16 protein-coding genes and 1 pseudogene are annotated in these 18,213 nt (G+C 73.2%); 12 read left to right on the forward strand and 5 right to left on the reverse strand.

The window, feature by feature from the left end; translation table 11 throughout:
- The first annotated feature begins 257 nt into the window (after window positions 1-257).
- Both dnaE and V1634_RS11010 read left to right on the forward strand, forming a co-directional pair.
- Window positions 258-3,794, forward strand: coding sequence for a DNA polymerase III subunit alpha (dnaE, locus tag V1634_RS11005; protein WP_331207662.1), 3,537 nt, complete (start codon window positions 258-260; stop codon window positions 3,792-3,794).
- A 254-nt stretch (window positions 3,795-4,048) separates the two neighbouring features.
- Window positions 4,049-4,909, forward strand: coding sequence for a DUF2567 domain-containing protein (locus V1634_RS11010; RefSeq protein WP_407951766.1), 861 nt, complete (start codon window positions 4,049-4,051; stop codon window positions 4,907-4,909).
- Here the strand turns inward: V1634_RS11010 and V1634_RS11015 are convergent.
- Window positions 4,824-5,579 carry an LON peptidase substrate-binding domain-containing protein gene (locus V1634_RS11015; protein WP_331207664.1) on the reverse strand — a complete coding sequence of 252 codons (756 nt, stop codon included), beginning with the start codon at window positions 5,577-5,579 and terminating at the stop codon, window positions 4,824-4,826. The two genes, V1634_RS11010 and V1634_RS11015, sit on opposite strands and share 86 nt — an antisense overlap.
- A 237-nt stretch (window positions 5,580-5,816) precedes the next feature.
- Between V1634_RS11015 and hisD the strand changes: the two genes are divergently transcribed.
- From hisD to hisF, 8 genes and pseudogenes are all read left to right on the forward strand, one after another.
- Entirely contained in the window at window positions 5,817-7,151 is a 1,335-nt protein-coding gene (gene hisD, locus V1634_RS11020) for a histidinol dehydrogenase (protein ID WP_331207665.1), read from the forward strand.
- Window positions 7,148-8,215: pseudogene (locus V1634_RS11025) on the forward strand (histidinol-phosphate transaminase); the annotation flags it as partial. The gene hisD and the pseudogene V1634_RS11025, both read left to right, overlap by 4 nt.
- A 218-nt stretch (window positions 8,216-8,433) precedes the next feature.
- Window positions 8,434-9,045, forward strand: coding sequence for an imidazoleglycerol-phosphate dehydratase HisB (gene hisB, locus V1634_RS11030; protein WP_331207666.1), 612 nt, complete (start codon window positions 8,434-8,436; stop codon window positions 9,043-9,045).
- Complete coding sequence (locus tag V1634_RS11035) at window positions 9,045-9,218, forward strand: hypothetical protein (protein ID WP_331207667.1); 174 nt, start codon at window positions 9,045-9,047, stop codon at window positions 9,216-9,218. Before hisB ends, V1634_RS11035 begins: the two co-directional genes overlap by 1 nt.
- Window positions 9,219-9,235: 17 nt before the next feature.
- Window positions 9,236-9,856, forward strand: a complete 621-nt coding sequence (gene hisH, locus V1634_RS11040) for an imidazole glycerol phosphate synthase subunit HisH (RefSeq protein ID WP_331207869.1) — start codon at window positions 9,236-9,238, stop codon at window positions 9,854-9,856.
- Window positions 9,857-9,911: 55 nt separating this feature from the next.
- Complete coding sequence (locus tag V1634_RS11045) at window positions 9,912-10,238, forward strand: hypothetical protein (RefSeq protein WP_331207668.1); 327 nt, start codon at window positions 9,912-9,914, stop codon at window positions 10,236-10,238.
- A gap of 36 nt (window positions 10,239-10,274) precedes the next feature.
- Window positions 10,275-11,000, forward strand: a complete 726-nt coding sequence (gene priA, locus V1634_RS11050) for a bifunctional 1-(5-phosphoribosyl)-5-((5-phosphoribosylamino)methylideneamino)imidazole-4-carboxamide isomerase/phosphoribosylanthranilate isomerase PriA (RefSeq protein ID WP_331207669.1) — start codon at window positions 10,275-10,277, stop codon at window positions 10,998-11,000.
- Between the two features lie 68 nt (window positions 11,001-11,068).
- On the forward strand, window positions 11,069-11,839 hold the full coding sequence (gene hisF, locus V1634_RS11055) for an imidazole glycerol phosphate synthase subunit HisF (RefSeq protein ID WP_331207670.1): 771 nt from the start codon (window positions 11,069-11,071) through the stop codon (window positions 11,837-11,839).
- 79 nt (window positions 11,840-11,918) lie between these two features.
- Here the strand turns inward: hisF and V1634_RS11060 are convergent, their stop codons facing one another.
- Both V1634_RS11060 and yczE read right to left on the reverse strand, forming a co-directional pair.
- Window positions 11,919-12,374 carry a hypothetical protein gene (locus tag V1634_RS11060; protein WP_331207671.1) on the reverse strand — a complete coding sequence of 152 codons (456 nt, stop codon included), beginning with the start codon at window positions 12,372-12,374 and terminating at the stop codon, window positions 11,919-11,921.
- 51 nt (window positions 12,375-12,425) lie between these two features.
- Entirely contained in the window at window positions 12,426-13,178 is a 753-nt protein-coding gene (gene yczE, locus V1634_RS11065; protein ID WP_331207672.1) for a membrane protein YczE, read from the reverse strand.
- Window positions 13,179-13,237: 59 nt separating this feature from the next.
- Between yczE and yczR the strand changes: the two genes are divergently transcribed.
- Together yczR and V1634_RS11075 are read left to right on the forward strand one after the other, a co-directional pair.
- On the forward strand, window positions 13,238-14,695 hold the full coding sequence (gene yczR / locus V1634_RS11070; protein WP_331207673.1) for a MocR-like transcription factor YczR: 1,458 nt from the start codon (window positions 13,238-13,240) through the stop codon (window positions 14,693-14,695).
- Window positions 14,696-14,744: 49 nt separating this feature from the next.
- Window positions 14,745-15,143, forward strand: coding sequence for an NUDIX hydrolase (locus V1634_RS11075; RefSeq protein WP_331207674.1), 399 nt, complete (start codon window positions 14,745-14,747; stop codon window positions 15,141-15,143).
- A 45-nt stretch (window positions 15,144-15,188) separates the two neighbouring features.
- Here V1634_RS11075 and V1634_RS11080 read toward each other — a convergent pair whose 3' ends face one another.
- A complete protein-coding gene (locus V1634_RS11080) occupies window positions 15,189-15,989 on the reverse strand; it encodes an ATP-binding protein (RefSeq protein WP_331207675.1) in 801 nt (266 codons plus the stop codon).
- Between the two features lie 327 nt (window positions 15,990-16,316).
- Window positions 16,317-18,143, reverse strand: a complete 1,827-nt coding sequence (locus V1634_RS11085) for an AMP-dependent synthetase/ligase (protein WP_331207676.1) — start codon at window positions 18,141-18,143, stop codon at window positions 16,317-16,319.
- Window positions 18,144-18,213 lie beyond the last annotated feature (70 nt).

Genomic DNA, 18,213 nt, shown 5'->3' on the forward strand with positions numbered 1-18,213 from the left:
TGCGGGGTGTGGGGCAGGTCGCCGAGGGAGTGTCAAGCCTGGAGACCTCGCGGCCCTGGGACTAGGCTCGGGGACCGGCGGTCGCGCGTCGGGGTACGCGCCCTGCCGTCGGGGCACGGATCGTGCCGTCCGGCCTGCGCTCGCCAGGCGGCGCTGCGCGGTGCCGTTTGGGGGATGCGTCGCTGGGTGACCGGCAACCGCCGTCGAGTGTTCGTCGGCGTGCCGGCCGGCAGCCGCGTGAGGGAAGGGGGCCCTGGGTGTCTGACTCGTTCGTGCACCTGCACGTGCACACCGAGTATTCGATGCTCGACGGGGCGGCCCGGCTCAAGGAGTTGTTCGCCGAGACCGACCGGCTGGGCATGCCGGCGCTGGCGATGACCGACCACGGCAACCTCTTCGGCGCGTACGACTTCCACAAGCAGGCCAAGGCCGCCGGAGTGAAGCCGATCATCGGCAGCGAGATGTACCTGACCCCGGGGACCGACCGGCGGGAGCGGACCCGGGTCCGCTGGGCCGACGGTGGCGAGAACGACGTCTCCGGCGGTGGCGCGTACACCCACATGACCATGCTGGCCGCGGACGCCGACGGGCTGCGCAACCTGTTCCGGATTCAGTCCCGGGCCAGCCTGGAGGGCTACTACTTCAAGCCGCGGGCCGACCGGGAGCTGCTGCACCAGTACGGCAAGGGGATCATCGCCACCACCGGCTGCCCCTCCGGCGAGGTGCAGACCTGGCTGCGGATCGGGAACTTCGACAAGGCGTGCGAGTCGGCGGCGGAGTTCCGGGACATCTTCGGGGCCGAGAACTACTACCTGGAGGTGATGGATCACGGGCTCGACATCGAGACCCGGATCCGTCAGGACCTGATCCGGCTGGGCAAGAAGCTCAACCTGAAGCCGGTGGCCACCAACGACCTGCACTACACCTACGAGAAGGACGCGGACGCGCACGAGGTGCTGCTCTGCGTGCAGTCCGGCTCGACGCTGGCCGACCCGAAGCGGTTCAAGTTCGACGCCCGGGACTTCTACCTGAAGTCGCCGGCCGAGATGCGGGCGCTCTGGGACTCGGAGGTGCCGGGGGCCTGCGACAGCACGCTGGAGATCGCGGAGCGGATCGGCGACTACTCCGAGCTGTTCGCGCCGCGCAACCTGATGCCGCAGTTCCCGGTACCGGCGGGGGAGACCGAGGAGACCTACCTGCGCAAGGAGGTGATGCGCGGGCTGGAGCGGCGCTTCCCGGGCGGGGTGCCGGAGGACCGTCGGCGGCAGGCCGAGTACGAGCTCGACGTGATCCTCAAGATGGGCTTCCCGGGCTACTTCCTGGTCGTCGCCGACCTGGTCGCGTACGCCAAGCGGGAGGGGATCCGGGTCGGGCCGGGGCGTGGTTCGGCGGCGGGCGCGTTGATCGCGTACGCGCTCGGCATCACCGAGCTGGACCCGATGGCGCACGGCCTGCTCTTCGAGCGGTTCCTCAACCCCGACCGTGTGTCGATGCCCGACATCGACATGGACTTCGACGAGCGTAGGCGCGGCGACATGATCCGCTACGCCACGGAGAAGTACGGCGAGGAGCGGGTCGCGCAGATCATCACGTACGGCACGATCAAGGCGAAGGCGGCGATCAAGGACGCGGCCCGGGTCCTCGGCTACCCGTTCGCGATGGGTGACCGGATCACCAAGGCGATGCCCCCGGCGGTGATGGGCAAGGACATCCCGCTCGGCGGCATCTTCGATCCCGGCCACCCCCGTTACCAGGAGGCGGCCGAGTTCCGGCAGCTCTACGACGGCGACGGCGAGGTGCGCAAGGTCGTCGACACCGCCAAGGGCCTGGAGGGGCTGAAGCGGCAGTGGGGGGTGCACGCGGCCGGGGTGATCCTGTCCCGGGACCCGCTGGTCGACGTGCTGCCGATCCAGAAGCGGGAGCAGGACGGCTCGATCATCACCCAGTGGGACATGGGTGCCTGCGAGACCATCGGCCTGCTCAAGATGGACTTCCTGGGCCTGCGCAACCTGACCATCATGGACGACGCGCTGGAGGCGATCCGGGAGAACCGGGGCGAGGACCTGGTGCTGGAGGACCTGCCGCTGGACGACAAGGCGACGTACGCCCTGCTCGGCCGGGGTGACACCCTCGGGGTGTTCCAGTTCGACGGCGGCCCGATGCGGGCGCTGCTGCGCTCGATGGCGCCGGACAACTTCGAGGACATCTCGGCGGTCGGCGCGCTCTACCGGCCCGGCCCGATGGGCGCGAACGCGCACAACGAGTACGCCGACCGCAAGAACAACCGCAAGCCGGTGGTACCGATCCACCCCGAACTCGCCGACTCCCTCGCGGAGATCCTCGGCGACACCTACGGGCTGATCGTCTACCAGGAGCAGGTCATGGCGATCGCCCAGAAGGTGGCCGGCTACTCGCTCGGCAAGGCCGACCTGCTGCGCCGGGCGATGGGCAAGAAGAAGAAGGAGATCCTCGACAAGGAGTTCGCTCCGTTCGCCGCCGGGATGAAGGACAACGGCTACAGCGACGCGGCGATCAAGACCCTCTGGGACATCCTGGTCCCGTTCTCCGACTACGCGTTCAACAAGGCGCACAGCGCGGCGTACGGCGTGGTCTCCTACTGGACCGCCTACCTGAAGGCGAACTATCCGGCGGAGTACATGAGCGCGCTGCTCACCTCCGTCGGCGACGACAAGGACAAGTCGGCGGTCTACCTGGCCGAGTGCCGGCGGATGGGCATCAAGGTGCTGCCGCCGGACGTCAACGAGTCCAGCGCCCGGTTCGCCGCCGTCGGCACCGACATCCGGTTCGGGCTGGCCGCCGTCCGCAACGTCGGGGCGAACGTGGTCGAGTCGATCCGCCGCGCCCGCAAGGAGAAGGGCAACTTCACCGACTTCTACGACTACCTGCGCAAGGTCGACGCGGTGGCCTGCAACAAGAAGACGATCGAATCGCTGATCAAGGCGGGCGCGTTCGACTCGCTCGGGCACACCCGCAAGGGGCTGCTCGCCGTACACACCGACGCGATCGACTCGTTCATCGCGCTCAAGCGCAACGAGGCGGTCGGCCAGTACGACCTCTTCGGCGACGCGTTCGGCGGCGGGGACGACGGCGGGGGCGGCGGCATGGTGGTGACCCCGCCGATCCCGACCGGCGAGTGGGACAAGACCGACCTGCTCACCTTCGAACGCGAGATGCTCGGCCTCTACGTCTCCGACCATCCACTCTTCGGCGTCGAGCACGTGCTTGCCGCCGCCGCCGACATGTCCATCTCGGCGCTGGCCGAGGAGGGCGGGGTCGCCGACGGGCAGGTGGTCAACCTCGCCGGCATCCTCTCCGGGGTGCAGCGCCGGATCACCAAGCAGGGCCGGGCATGGGCCTCGGCCACCCTTGAGGACCTCGGCGGCGCGGTCGAGGTGCTCTTCTTCCCGAACACCTACGAGGTGGTCGGGCAGTACATCGCCGAGGACGCGATCGTGGTGGTCAAGGGCCGGGTCGACCGCCGCGACGACCAGCCCCGGCTGATGGCGATGGACCTGTCGATGCCGGACATCACCGCACCGGACGAGGTCAAGCCGGTGGTGCTGGCCCTGCCGCCGTCCCGCTGCACGCCGCCGCTGGTGGAACGGCTCCGCGAGGTACTGGCCAGCCATCCCGGCTCGGCCGAGGTGCACGTCAAGCTCGTCAACGGCTCCCGGGCCACCCTGCTGCGGCTCAGCCCGCTCCGGGTGGCTCCCACCACCGCGCTGATGGCCGACCTCAAGGCGCTGCTCGGACCGAGCGCCGTCGCGGGCTGACCGGGGCACCGGCCGGCCGTCGGCGCCGGACCGGTCCCGGTCGTCGCGGTGGGCGTGGACAACTCCGGGTCGGGCCCTCGGAGGGCGGCCGGGCCTGAGAGGATCATCTCGTGAGTCCGGCAACCTCCCCTTCCGACGGCCCGCTCGGCGACGACGACCACGGGGGTCCCGCCGTACCGCCGGCACCTGCTCCGGCGGCACCGAGTCCGCCGCCCGCCGCACCGGCCGGGACAGCCCCGGGCATGTCCGGCGGGCTGGTCACGGACGCGCCGGGCCGAGCCGACCCGGGTACGCCGAGCCAGCCGGCCGGGGTCGGACCGGACCCGCTGGCCCCGCCCGGGCCCGATCCGGCCGCCGCCGGACACGGCAGTTGGCCGGTGCCGACGGACCCGCCCGGTGCGCCGCCGGCCGGTGGTGAGCCGGCCCGGCGGCTGCTCCGGGACGGGGCGGCCAACGTCGGCGCGCTGCTCGCGCTGATCCTGTCGGGGATTCCGTTCGGCCTGCTCTGGTCGGCCGTGTCGCCCGGTGTGCCGGTGGTGCAGACTGCGGACGGCGCGCTGCTGGCGGCGCCGCAGCCGGAGGAGTTCATCGCCGCCGACGGCTGGTTCAGCGTGCTCGGGTTCGGCCTGGGGGTGCTGGCCGCGATCGCGATGTGGCTGCTGCTGCGCCGCCACCGGGGCCCGCTCGGCATGCTGGTGGCGGTGCTCGGCATGCTCGGCGCCGCCGTACTCGCCTGGCAGCTCGGCCGGCAGATCGGCCTTACCGGCTACGAGCGGCTGCTGGCCGGCGCCCCGCCCGGGGCGACGTTCAGCAAGCCGCCGGACCTGTACGGCGGGCAGTACGACCTGCTGCTCGGGTTCATCCCGGCCATCGGTGACCTGCTGGTGCCGGCGTTCGGCGCGGCGGTGATGTACACCCTGCTCGCCGGCTGGTCCCGTTACCCCGGACTGCGGCCCGAGGCCGAGCCGGTGTTCCGGCCCGAGGCCGAGCCGGTGTTCCGACCCGAGGCGGGGCCGGCATCCCGGCCGGTCAGTTGGGACTTGCCGGTACCGCCAGATCCGTCAGCGGCACCGGCACCGCCCGTACCTGGCGCAGCAGAGCCGCCTCGCGATTGAGCAGCCGGAGTTCGGCGCTCAGCCGGCCGGCGGTGTCCGGCGTCGCCAGCAGCCGCTGCCGGTCGGTCAGGGTGAGCGCGGCGGTCGCGGCGACCAGGTGCGACAGCACCGTGGGGTCGTCCGGCAACTGCTCGGAGAGTTCCTCCGGATCGTCCCGGACCAGCGTGAGATAGCGCCGGAAGACCGCCAGCACCCGGGGCGCCAGCAGGTCGGCGAGCTGCTCCTGCCCGGCCGGCTCGGGCAACCACTCCACCTCGGCGGTGAGGTACGGCGTGGCGCCCGCGTCGACGCGGGCGATCCGGAACCGCCGCCGGCCGACGGTGACGATGTCCAGCCGACCGTCCGGCAGCTCGGTGACCTGCCGCAGCTCGGCGGTACAGCCGACGTCGTGCAGGGTGACCGGCGAACCGTCCGGGCGCCGGTCGGTCAGCTCCGGCTGGCCCGGCCGCGACTCCGGCCCGGTGCGGGACTCCGGCTCGGGGCCGGCGGAGACCGACGCCGACCCGCCGCTGCGGATGGCGACCACGCCGAACTCCCGGGGCGTCCCCTCCGGCAGGGCGCGCAGGTGCCGCATCAGGTCGAGATAGCGCGCCTCGAAAATGTGCAACGGCAGGACCAGGCCGGGAAAGAGCACCGTCCCGAGCGGAAACACCGGCAGCCGCGCGTCCACCGTCCGAGCCTAGCCCTTCGGCACCGGTGGCGACCCGCCCCGCCCGGGGAGATCCTGCCGCCGGTCGGCCCGCTCCACCGGCCCGTCCGGCACCGGGTGCTACCGGCTCACCCGACGCGGCGTGGCGCCGCCGCGGCGCCGGGTGTCTGCGGCGTCCCCGACCGGGTGGCCCGGGTCACCGTCCCGCCGGCTGGGCGGACGCGGACCGATCGGCGGGTGCCGAATAGACTGCCAAGGGTGTTGAACCGGATCGACCTGCGCGGCGGTTGGCGCGACCCGCGCGCCCTGCTGCCCCGTGCCCAACTCGACGTCTCCGTGGCGGTGGAGAAGATCCGCCCGATCGTGGAGGCGGTCCGCGAGCATGGTTTCCCGGCGATCCAGGACGCCACCCATCGGCTCGACGGCCTGCGGCTGGACCGGTTCCGGGTGCCGGTCGACGTGATCACCCAGGCCGAGTCGACGCTCGAGCCGGAGGTCCGGACCGCGCTGGTCGAGGCGATCGACCGGGCCCGCCGGGTGCACGCCGACCAGCGGCGGGCCGACGTGACCACCGAGGTGGTGCCGGGCGGCACCGTCACCGAGCGCTGGGTCCCGGTCGACCGGGTCGGGCTCTACGTCCCCGGCGGCCTTGCGATGTACCCGTCGACCGTGGTGATGAACGTGGTGCCGGCCCAGGCGGCCGGCGTCCGCTCACTGGTGGTGGCGAGCCCGCCGCAGCAGGAGAACGGCGGCCTGCCCGACGCCCGGGTGCTGGCCGCGTGCGCGCTGCTCGGTGTCGACGAGGTCTACGGGGTCGGCGGCGCCCAGGCGGTCGCCATGCTGGCGTACGGGGCGGCCACGGACGCCGACGGGCAGACCCGGTGCGAGCCGGTCGACATGATCACCGGACCGGGCAACATCTGGGTCACCGCCGCCAAGCGGCTGCTCCGGGGCGTGGTCGGGATCGACGCCGAGGCCGGTCCGACCGAGATCGCCGTACTCGCCGACGAGACGGCCGACCCGGTGCACGTGGCGGCCGACCTGATCAGCCAGGCCGAGCACGACCCGCTGGCCGCGAGCGTGCTGGTCACACCCTCGGTGGAGCTGGTCGAGGCGGTCGACCGGGAGCTGCGCCGGCAGGTGCCCGAGGCCAAGCACGCCGACCGGATCGGCACCGCGCTCGGCGGACCGCAGAGCGGTGCGGTGCTGGTCGACGACCTGGAGGCGGGGCTGCGGGTGGTCGACCTCTACGCCGCCGAGCACCTGGAGATCCAGACCCGGGACGCCCGCGCCTGGGCGATGCGGGTACGCAACGCCGGGGCGATCTTCGTCGGCCCGTACGCGCCGGTCTCGCTCGGCGACTACTGCGCCGGCTCCAACCACGTGCTGCCGACCGGCGGCTGCGCCCGGCACTCCTCGGGACTGTCGGTGCAGTCCTTCCTGCGCGGCATCCACGTCGTGGAATACGACGAGGCGGCGCTGCGGGACACCGCCCGGCACGTGGTGACGCTGGCGGGCGTGGAAGACCTGCCCGCGCACGGCCAGGCGGTGCGGGTCCGGTTCCCCGAGCGCACCGACGGGGTGGCGACGTGACCTCGCTTGCCGACCTGCCGATCCGGGACGACCTGCGCGGGCGCAGCCCGTACGGTGCGCCGCAGCTCGACGTGCCGGTGCGGCTGAACACCAACGAGAACTCGTACCCGCTGCCGGAGCCGGTGGTGGAGGCGATCGGCAAGGCGGTCGCGGCGGAGCTGCGGGACCTGAACCGCTATCCCGACCGGGACGCGGTGGCGCTCCGGGCCGACCTCGCCGACTATCTCGGGCACGGGCTCGGCACCGCCAACGTCTGGGCGGCGAACGGCTCCAACGAGGTACAGCAGCAACTGCTCCAGGTCTTCGGCGGGCCGGGGCGGACGGCGCTCGGCTTCACCCCGGCGTACTCGATGCACCCGTTGCTCGCCACCGGCACCGGCACGACGTGGCGGGACGGCGAGCGGGGTCCGGACTTCGGGCTGACCGCCGCCGACGCCGTCGCGCAGGTCCGCGAGCACCGGCCCGATCTGGTCTTCCTCTGCTCGCCGAACAACCCGACCGGCACCGCCCTGGACCCGGCGGTGCTGGACGCGGTGCTGGCCGAGGCGCCCGGGATGGTGGTGGTGGACGAGGCGTACGCCGAGTTCGCCCGCCCCGGCACCCCGACCGCGCTGGCCCTGCTGCCCGGCCACCCCCGGCTGGTGGTGACCCGGACGATGAGCAAGGCCTTCGGCTTCGCAGGTGGCCGGCTCGGCTACCTCGCCGCCGACCCGGCGGTGGTGGACGCGGTGCAGCTCGTCCGGCTGCCCTACCACCTCTCGGCGCTCACCCAGGCCGCCGCCCGGGCGGCCCTGGCCCACCGCGACCGGCTGCTCGGCACCGTCGAGGCGATCAAGGAGCAGCGGGACCGGATCGTGGCCGGCCTGCGCGCGACCGGCCGGCCGGTCGCCGACAGCGACGCCAACTTCGTGCTCTTCTCCGTCGGCGGCGACCAGCGGGTCGCCTGGCGGGCGCTGCTCGACCACGGGGTACTGGTCCGCGACGTCGGGCTGCCCGGTTGGCTGCGGGTCACCGCCGGCACGCCGCAGGAGACCGACGCCTTCTTCCGCGCCCTAGAATCGGTGCCGACCGGCTCCGATCCGACCGGCTCCGATCCGACCGGCTCCGATCCGACCGGCTCCGATCCGACCGGCTCCGACGCGGGTCCGGACGGCTCGGGTGCGGCACCGGCGCCCACCGGCCCAGCGCCGACCGGCTCGGGGACGGCGTGATGCGTTACCGAACAGCAGGTCGGCCGACCCGGACAACCGGTCGGCCGCCCCGGACAGCGAAAGGTCCTACCGTGAGCAGAACCGCCCGGGTCGAGCGGACCACGGCCGAGACCAAGGTGCTCGTCGAGTTGGATCTCGACGGCTCCGGACAGGCCGACATCACCACCGGGGTCGGCTTCTACGACCACATGCTGCACCAGATCGCCCGGCACGGCGGTTTCGACCTGACCGTGCACACGGTCGGCGACCTGGAGATCGACGCACACCACACCATCGAGGACACCTCGCTGGCGCTCGGTACCGCGTTCGACGAGGCCCTCGGCAACAAGATCGGCATCCGGCGGTACGGTTCGGCCACCATCCCGATGGACGAGGTGCTGGTCCGGGCCGCCGTCGACCTCTCCGGCCGACCTTACGTCGTGCACGACGAGCCGGCGCTCGCCCCGTACATCGGGCCGGTCTATCCGACCAGCATGACCCGGCACATCTGGGAGTCCTTCGGCCAGTCCGCCCGGCTCACCCTGCACGTCTCGGTGCTCCGGGCCGCCCGGCCCGGCGGGCACCCGGACGCGCACCACGTGGTGGAGGCGCAGTTCAAGGCGGTCGCCCGGGCGCTGCGCGAGGCGGTGGCGATCGACCCCCGGTCGGCCGGCGCGGTGCCGAGCACCAAGGGGCTGCTCTGATGGACAGCGTCCTGCCGGTGGCGCTCTTCGCGCTGGGTGGCGTGCTGATCGGTGGCGCCTGGTCGCTGCACCGCCAGGGCGCACCGCAGCGGGTGCTCTGGATCGTGGGCCTGCTCGCCCTGCTCGCCACCGCCGGTGGCGTGCTCTGGCTCGTACCCGGAGAGGGCGGATGACCGCCGAGGCGCCGCCGCTGCCCCGGGTGGTGGTGCTGGACTACGGCTCCGGCAACCTGCGCTCCGCGCAGCGGGCGGTGGCCCGGGCCGGCGCCGAGGTGACGGTCACCGACGACCTGGACGCGGCGGCCGCCGCCGACGGCCTGGTGGTGCCCGGGGTCGGCGCCTACGCGGCCTGCATGGCCGGGATCGAGGCGCTGCGGGCCGGTCCGGTGATCGCCGAACGGGTCGCGGCGGGCCGCCCGGTGCTGGGCATCTGCGTCGGCATGCAGATCCTCTTCGAGTACGGCGAGGAGCACGGCCTCGTCACCAAGGGGCTCGGGCTGCTGCCCGGCGGGGTGACCGGGCTGGCCGCCCGACGGGTGCCGCACATGGGCTGGAACACCGTGGCGGCACCGCCGCAGTCCCGGCTCTTCGCCGGCCTGCCGGCCGACGCCCGCTTCTACTTCGTGCACTCCTACGCCCCGACCGACGCGGCCGGGCTGGCCGCCGCCGGTGCGCTGCCGACCACCGCCGAGCACGGTGGACGGTTCGTGGCGGCGGTGGAGCGCGGCCCGCTGTCGGCCGCCCAGTTCCATCCGGAGAAGTCCGCCGAGGCCGGCCGGATCCTGCTGCGCAACTGGCTGGCCACGCTGTGACCGCGCCCCGGGCCGGGGCCGCCCCGGAGTGCCGCGCCGGGGCGGGTGTCGCCCGGTGAGCAAGGAACGGGCCCGCCGCCGCGCGGTCCGGCTCGCCGAGGCGGAACGGGAACGTGCCGCCCGGGCCCGCCGGATCGCCCGCCGGCAGCGCCGCCGTACCCTGCTGCGCCGGCTCGCCCCACGACTGCCGGACCGGCGTACCGGGCGGCTGTTCGCGCGACGCAGCCGGGGCGAGCGGGCCGGAGTGGTCGCACTCTCGGTGGCGGCGGTGATCGTCATCTGGCTGCTCGTCGACGACCTGGCCCTGCGGCTCGCCCTGATCGCGCTGCTGCTGCTCGTACTGCCGGCGGTCGTGGTGATCGCGCTGGGCCGCCGGACCTGAGCCACCGCCGTCGTTCCGCCAATCGAGGAGAACACGTTGAGCCTGACCCTGCTTCCCGCCGTCGACGTCGCGAACGGCCAGGCTGTCCGCCTGGTCCAGGGCGCCGCCGGCAGTGAGACCAGCTATGGCGAGCCGCTGGAGGCGGCCCTGGCCTGGCAGCGTGACGGCGCCGACTGGATCCACCTGGTCGACCTCGACGCCGCGTTCGGCCGGGGTTCGAACGCCGAACTTCTGGCCGAGGTGGTCGGCCGGCTCGACGTCAAGGTCGAACTCTCCGGCGGGATCCGGGACGACGGGTCGCTGCGGGCGGCGCTCGGCACCGGGGCGGCCCGGGTCAACATCGGTACCGCCGCCCTGGAGGACCCGCAGTGGTGCGACCGGGTGGTCGGCGAGTACGGCGACCGGGTGGCGATCGGGCTGGACGTGCGCGGCCGTACCCTCTCGGCCCGGGGCTGGACCCGGGACGGCGGCGACCTGTTCGAGGTGCTGGAGCGGCTGGACAAGGCGGGCGCGGCGCGTTACGTGGTGACCGACATCACCAAGGACGGCATGATGCGCGGCCCCAACCTCGACCTGCTGCGCGAGGTCTGCGCCCGTACCGACGCCCCGGTGATCGCCTCCGGCGGGGTCTCGACCCTGGACGACCTGCGGGCGCTCGCCACGCTGGAACCGATCGGGGTGGAGGGCGTGATCGCCGGCAAGGCGCTCTACGCCGGTGCGTTCACCGTCGCCGAGGCCCTCGCGGTGCTGCGGGCGGCGTGACGCGGCGGCGGCCGGCGTGCGGTCACCGGCGACGGTGGCCGGCGCCGCCAGCGGCTAGGCTCGGGCCCATGACGGTGGCGGTACGGGTGATCCCCTGTCTCGACGTGGACGCGGGGCGGGTCGTCAAGGGGGTCAACTTCGTCGACCTGCGGGACGCGGGCGACCCGGTCGAGCTGGCGTCGGCGTACGACGAGGCCGGTGCCGACGAGTTGACCTTCCTCGACGTCACCGCCTCCTCCGACGACCGGGGCACCATGCTCGACGTGGTACGCCGGACCGCCGAGACGGTCTTCATCCCGCTCACCGTCGGCGGCGGCGTACGCCGGGTCGCCGACGTCGACGTACTGCTCCGGGCCGGTGCGGACAAGGTGGGGGTGAACACCGCCGCGATCGCCCGGCCGGAGTTGATCGCCGAGATCGCCGAGCGGTTCGGGCGGCAGGTGCTGGTGCTCTCGCTGGACGTGCGGCGTACCCCGGCCGGCACCCGTACCGAGAGCGGGTTCGAGGTGACCACCCACGGCGGCCGGCGTGGCACCGGGATCGACGCGGTCGGCTGGGCCGCCCGGGCCGCCGAGTTGGGCGCCGGGGAGATCCTGCTCAACTCGATGGACGCCGACGGCACCAAGGCGGGATTCGACCTGGAGCTGATCGGCGCGGTGCGGCGGGTGGTGGACGTACCGGTGGTGGCCAGCGGCGGGGCCGGCGCGGTTGCCCACTTCCCCCCGGCGGTGGCGGCCGGCGCGGACGCGGTCCTGGCGGCCAGCGTCTTCCACTTCGGTGAGCTGAGCGTCGGCGAGGTCAAGGATGCGCTGCGCGGCGCCGGACATCCGGTCCGCTGACCCCGTCGCCCCTGGCCCGTCGCCGCTGACCTGCCGCCGCTGACCGCCGGAGCGCTGCCGGCCGGTCGGTCCCGGTGGACTATCCGCCGTTCTCCGGTGAGCGGCGCGGCATCGGCAGGGTGAACCGGGCGGCGTACTCCTGAATCGCCGCGGCGTGCTCGTCCTCGGCGAGTTCCCAGTCGTGGCTGCCCGGGGAGTGCCGGCGGGTCAGCACCCCGTGCACCGTTTCGACAGTGGTGGCGAGCCCGCCGTGCGGCCGGGTACGCCACAGGTGCTCACCGGCGGAGGTGACCCGGAACCAGCCGTCGGAGACGGTGATCAGGCCGGCGCCCACCAGGCGGCGCACCGCGGCCTCGATCTCGTGCCGGGCCGGGAGGGCCCGGTTGAGATGGTCGGCGGTGGAGAGCACGTCAGCGAGCCGGACGCCCTCCGGCCGGCGGGTGCTGCTCGACCGCCGGTGCCGACCGGCACCGCCAGCGATGATCAGCGATACGAAGATCCATGCGTCGGACCAACGCCATCCCTCATCCCCCATGGGGGAAATGATGCCGTGCCGCGCCATCCGACGGAACCGTTGTGCACCGGTTCATTCCGTCGAACCATGGACACCCGCGCTCCACGTGGGACGATCCGAACCAGATCGACGATCTTTTTCGGCCGCACCGCCGGGCTCCGGCGCAGCGGCGCCGGGGTGCGGAACGGCTGCGGGCTGCGGGACGGGGCCGGGCTGTGCCGGCGGCACCGTGAACATCGGGATGAAGGCGTGCACCAGCGGGCCGATGGCCAGGGCGTACGCGACCGTGCCGATCCCGACCTGGCCGCCGAGGGCGAACCCGATCGCCAGTACGGCCAGCTCGATGACCGTACGGACCAGCCGGAGCGACCGGTGCGGCCGGCGGGCGACGTACCCGGTCATCAGGCCGTCGCGCGGTCCGGGGCCCAGCCGGGCGCCGATGTAGAGCCCGGTCGCCATGCCGTTGAGCAGGATGCCGGCGACCAGGAAGCCGATCCGGGTGGGCAGTGCCTCGACGGTGGGCAGCAGGGCCAGTGCGAGGTCGACGGCGAGCCCGATGACGACGACGTTGCTCACCGTGCCGAGGCCGGGGCGCTGCCGCAGCGGGATCCACAGCAACAGCACCAGGGCGCCGACCGCGATGGTCACGGTGCCGATCGACGCCCCGGTGAGCCGGGAGAGCCCCTGGTGGAAGACGTCCCAGGGGTCGAGCCCGAGGGACGCCTCGACCATCAGCGCCATGCTGACGCCGTAGAGCGTCAGGCCGACGTAGAGCTGTCCGAGACGCCGGGCGAGCCGGTCGCCACGGTTGCCAATTTTTGCCATGCATGCCACTCTGAGGGCCAATCCAGCGGTCATGAAGGGCCAATCGAGGTGAAGTGGCTATGACCAGCCTCGTGCGAGGGGCACAGCTCGGCCGGATGCTCGGGCAGTGGCACGCACTTCCGGGACGCCGGCGCAGCCCCGACTACGTCGCCCTGGCCGGCGCGGTGCGCGGGCTGCTCGCGGACGGCCGGCTGCCGCTGGGCGTACGGCTGCCGGCCGAGCGGGAACTGGCCGAGGCCCTGCGGGTCAGCCGGACCACCGTCACCGCCGCATACCGGGAGCTGCGGGAGAGCGGGCACCTGAACAGCCGCCGAGGGGCCGGCAGTTGGACCACCCTGCCGGGTGGGCACCGGGTGGCCAGTTCGGGACTCTGGACCCCGCAGGACGACCTGGACATGATCGACCTCGGCTGCGCCGCGCTGGCCGCCCCGGCGGAACTCGCCTCGGCCGCCCGGGCCGCCGCCGAGGACCTGCCCCGCTATCTCGGCGGCGCCGGCTACCACCCGACCGGGATCGTCGAGCTGCGCACGGCGGTGGCCCGGGGATACACCGAGCGGGGCCTGGCCACCAGCCCGGAGCAGATCATGGTGACCAACGGGGTGCAGCACGCCCTGGACCTGGTGCTCCGGCTCGCGCTGCCGACCGGCGGCAGCGTACTCGTGGAGTCGCCGACCTATCCCAACGCGCTCGCCGCGCTCGCCGCGCGCCGGGCCCGGATCGCCACCCACGGCCTGGCCACCGAGGGTACGGGCTGGGACGCCGACCTGCTGCTGGGCAGCCTCCGGCAGACCCGCCCCCGGCTGGCCTACCTGATCCCCGAGTTCCAGAATCCCACCGGTCACCTGATGCCGGCCGAGCTGCGCGAGCGGGTGGTGGCGACCGCGCACGCCAGCGGCACCGACCTGGTGGTCGACGAGTCCTTCGTGGACCTCGCGCTGGACGGCACCGAGGTGCCCCCGCCGACGGCCGCCTTCGACCGGCACTCCCGGGTCGTCACCATCGGCGGGATGAGCAAGCCGTACTGGGGTGGCCTGCGGATCGGCTGGATCCGCGCCTCGGCACCCCAGGTGCAGCGCCTCGCGGCGGCCCGGGTCGGGGTGGACATGGCCGGCCCGGTGCTGGACCAACTGGTCGCGGTTCGGCTGCTCGCCGCCGCCGAGACGATCGTCGGCGCTCGCCGCGCGCAGCTGGCCGCCCAGCGGGACGCCCTGCTCGCGGCGCTGCGGACCGAGCTGCCGAACTGGCGGGTGCGGACCCCGGCGGGCGGGGTGACGCTCTGGGCCGAGCTGGACGGCCCGATCGCCAGCGCGCTCGCCCGAGCCGCCGAGGAGGCGGGAGTACGGCTCGCGCCCGGGCCGAGGTTCGGCCTCGACGGCACCCTGGAACGCTTCCTCCGGCTGCCGTTCACGCTGCCCGCCGCCGAGCTGACCGAGGCGGTACGCCGGATCGCGGCCGTCCGGTACGACATCGACCGGGCCGAGCGCCCGCTCTGGCGGGAGCCGGTGGTGATCGCCTGAGCCGGCCCCGCCGGGGCGTCCGGGCGGCCCTCCTGCGATCATCGGCCCGGTGACGATGATCGACAAGATCGCCTGGATCCGCCTGGAAGAGGGGCGGATCCTCAGCTCCCGCTCGCACGGCAAGGACGTCTACTACCTGCCGGGCGGCAAACGGGAGCCCGGCGAGACGGACCTCGAAACCCTGGTACGCGAGATCGGGGAGGAACTCAGCGTCGCCGTCGTCGCCGGTACCGCCGAACCGGCCGGCGTCTTCACGGCGCCGGCGCACGGACATCCGGCCGGGACGGTCGTCCGGATGACCTGCTACGCGGCCGAGTACCGGGGGGTGCTGCGCCCCGCCAACGAGATCGCCGAGATCGTCTGGCTGGGGTATGCCGACCGGCACCGGGTCTCCCCGGTCGACCAGGTCATCTTCGACCACCTCCACGGCACCGGCGAGCTGCGCTGAACCGGCCGCCGCGCCCGGTCCGACCCGGACAGCCGGCGCGCCCGGTCAGGCTTGATAGCCGGCCCGGGGGATGGTGGCCAGGCTGGGCAGGCGCAGCCGGGGCGTCGGAGTGGCGGCCAGGCTGGCCCAGACGATCTTGCCGTCGCTGCCGGGCAGTACGCCCCAGTTGGCGACCGACCGGGTCACCATGGCCAGCCCGCGACCGCGCAGCGCGAGCGGCTGCCGCGGATCCGGGGCCGACTCCCGCCGGGGCAGCGCCGGTACGCCGGGGTGCCGGTCCGCCACCGCGATCCGCAGCCGCTGCCGGTGGTGGCAGAGCGTGAGGTCGATGTCGGTGCCGGCGTGCTCGACGGCGTTCGCCACGAGTTCGGAGGCGACGAGTTGGGCCTCCTCGGCGACGTCGGAGAGCCGCCACCGCTCGCAGCACTCCCGGACCAGTCCGCGCGCCGCGCTCACCGCCTGGGGCACCGGCGGCAGCCGACGGTGGGCCTGCCGGGCGCGGGCCGACACGGGATAGGGCCGGATCCGGCTGAGCGCGTCGCCGAGCCGGGGGTAGAGCCGGACCCGCCGGGTGGGCAGGCGGCGCAGCAGCGTGGTCAGCGCCGAGGCCGGTGCGCAGACCAGCACGGTGATGCCGCGCCGGCACGACTCCCGGAGCATCACCATCGCCGGCAGCAGGGTCGGCAGCAGCTTGTCCGGGGCGATCCGGGTGCAGTCCACCGCCACGTACGGCGGGTGGTGCGCGGCGCAGCGCGAGAGCGCCCGTTGCAGTGTGTATGCCTGAGCCACGCTCCACCGGCCCGCCAAGGTGATCACCAAGGCGCCGGTCTCCACGTGCGCTGCCACCGTGGCCACCATCACCCGAACCCCCCTCACCGCGCGTACCGTCACGACCGGGCGCCTGACTTCGTGTCCGCCGTGCGCCTGAACCCTGCTCTTACCCAGGTGGCGGGTCGGTGAAGCCGCCCGATGTCACCTTGTCGGTCGGTAGTCGAGCCGGGACCGGCGGTAGTGCTCCGGGCGGCCGGGCCCGGCCGGAGGGTGGCCGCCCGTCGAGTGGCCGCCCGCACACTCCGGACAGCACCGGACCGCCGGGCGATCGCGGGTCGCACGGCGGTCCGGTGGAGGTGCCGGATCCGGTCCCGAGGGGGAGGAACCGGATCCGGCACGGGCTCAGATCTGGGCGAGCGTGCCCTGGTACATCTGGTCGATCTCCGCCTTGAAGTTGCTCTCCACGGCGCGACGCTTCACCTTCATCGACGGCGTCATCTCGCCGTCCTCGACGGTCAGGTCGCGGGTCAGCACGGTGACTTTCTTGATCGTCTCCCAGCGGTTGAGCTTCTGGTTCAGTTCGGCGACGTAGTCGTCGACCATGGCCCGCACCTCGGCCGAGCCGACGATCTCCGCGTACGGCCGGCCGGCGAGCGGACCGCCGGCTGCCCAGGTGCCCATCGCGTCCGGGTCCAGGGTGACCAGCATCGTGCAGTAGTTGCGGGCCTGCCCGATCACCACCACCTGCGAGGTGTACGGGCAGAGCGCCTTGAACATGCCCTCGATGTGCGACGGCGAGATGTACTTGCCACCCGACGTCTTGACCAGGTCCTTCTTCCGGTCGGTGATCTTCAGGAAGCCGTCGGCGTCGAGTTCGCCGATGTCGCCGGTCCGGAAGAAGCCGTCCGAGGTGAACGCCTCGGCGGTCTCGTCGGGCAGGTTGTGGTAGCCGCGCATCACCGGCATGCCCCGGAGCAGGATCTCGCCGTCGGAGTCGATCCGGCACTCCAGGTCGCCCATGGCCTTGCCGACCGTACCGATCTTGAGGGCGCCGGGGCGGTTGACGAAGTTGCCGGCGCTGGTCTCGGTCAGCCCGTACCCCTCGGAGATCGGCAGGCCGGCCGCGGCGAAGAAGTGCGCGATCTCCTGGCTCAGCGGCGCGGCGCCGGAGACGAGTACCCGGATCCGGCCGCCCAGCCGGGCCTGGAGCTTGCTGAAGACCAGCTTCTCGGCGAGCCCGTAACGCAGCCGCAGCCCGGCCGAGACGGGCTGGCCGGCCTGCTCCAGCGCCACCTTGTGCTTGCCGGTACGGACCGCCCAGGCGAAGATCTTCGCCTTCGCGCCGCCCGCCGTCTGCGCGGTGGTGACCGCCCGGTTGTAGACCTTCTCGAAGATCCGGGGCGCGCCGCACATCAGCGTCGGCCGGACCACCCCGAGCAGCTCGACCAGCCGGTCCAACCGGCCGTCGACGTAGGTGGGCATGCCGACGTGGATCACACCGCAGATCAGCGTCTTGCCGAACGAGTGCGACAGCGGCAGCCAGAGGTATTGCAGGTCCTCCGCCTTGATCAACCCGAGCTGTGCCTGTGCCACACCCTCCCAGCACCAGCCGGCGTGCAGCAGCTCGACGCCCTTGGGTCGGCCGGTGGTGCCGGAGGTGTAGATCAACGTGGCCAGGTCGTCCTGGTCGATCCCGGCGACCACCCGGTCGATCAGTTCCGGGTCGCGCTCCAGGGCCAGCGCGCCCTGCACCTCCAGGTCGGCGAGGGTGAGCTGCGGCGGGGTGGCGCCCGGGTCGGCCGGCCCGTCGATCAGTACCACGTGGGTCAGCGCCGGCAGCTCCACCCCGGCGATCTTGGCTGCCTGCTCGGCGTTCTCGGCGATCAGCACCTTGGAGCCGGAGTCGGCCAGGATGTAGGCGGTGTCCTCCGGCTCGGTGGTCGGGTAGACCGTGGTGGTCGCGCCGCCCGCGCACATGATGCCGAGATCGGCGAGGACCCAGTCGAGCCGGGTGTTGGCCAGGATCGCCACCCGGTCCTCGGAACCGACGCCGAGGCCGCGCAGTCCGGCCGCGATCGCCTTCGCGCGCTGGCCGACCTGCGCCCAGCTCAACCAGACCGGGCCGGAGTCGTCCGGGGCGGGGTGGGCGAAAGCGTCCCGGTCGGGGGTGGCCGAGACACGCTTCAGGAACATGTCGGGGATGGACCGGTAGGGGACGTCGAGTGACATGGCGGGGGGTGCCTCCGGGATATCGTCGCGTGACGGTGATCACGTTAAATCGCGGTTACCGTACGGTATT

Origin of the sequence: Plantactinospora veratri, from assembly GCF_036421995.1 — a bacterium.
GTDB classification, from domain to species: domain Bacteria; phylum Actinomycetota; class Actinomycetes; order Mycobacteriales; family Micromonosporaceae; genus Plantactinospora; species Plantactinospora veratri.

Coding starts and splice junctions, on each gene's coding strand:
- V1634_RS11035 (WP_331207667.1), top strand. CDS start 9,045: ATGGACAGCGTCCTGCCGGTGGCGCTCTTCGCGCTGGGTGGCGTGCTG.
- hisF (WP_331207670.1), top strand. CDS start 11,069: ATGACGGTGGCGGTACGGGTGATCCCCTGTCTCGACGTGGACGCGGGG.
- V1634_RS11060 (WP_331207671.1), bottom strand. CDS start 12,374: ATGGGGGATGAGGGATGGCGTTGGTCCGACGCATGGATCTTCGTATCG.
- yczE (WP_331207672.1), bottom strand. CDS start 13,178: ATGGCAAAAATTGGCAACCGTGGCGACCGGCTCGCCCGGCGTCTCGGA.
- yczR (WP_331207673.1), top strand. CDS start 13,238: ATGACCAGCCTCGTGCGAGGGGCACAGCTCGGCCGGATGCTCGGGCAG.
- V1634_RS11085 (WP_331207676.1), bottom strand. CDS start 18,143: ATGTCACTCGACGTCCCCTACCGGTCCATCCCCGACATGTTCCTGAAG.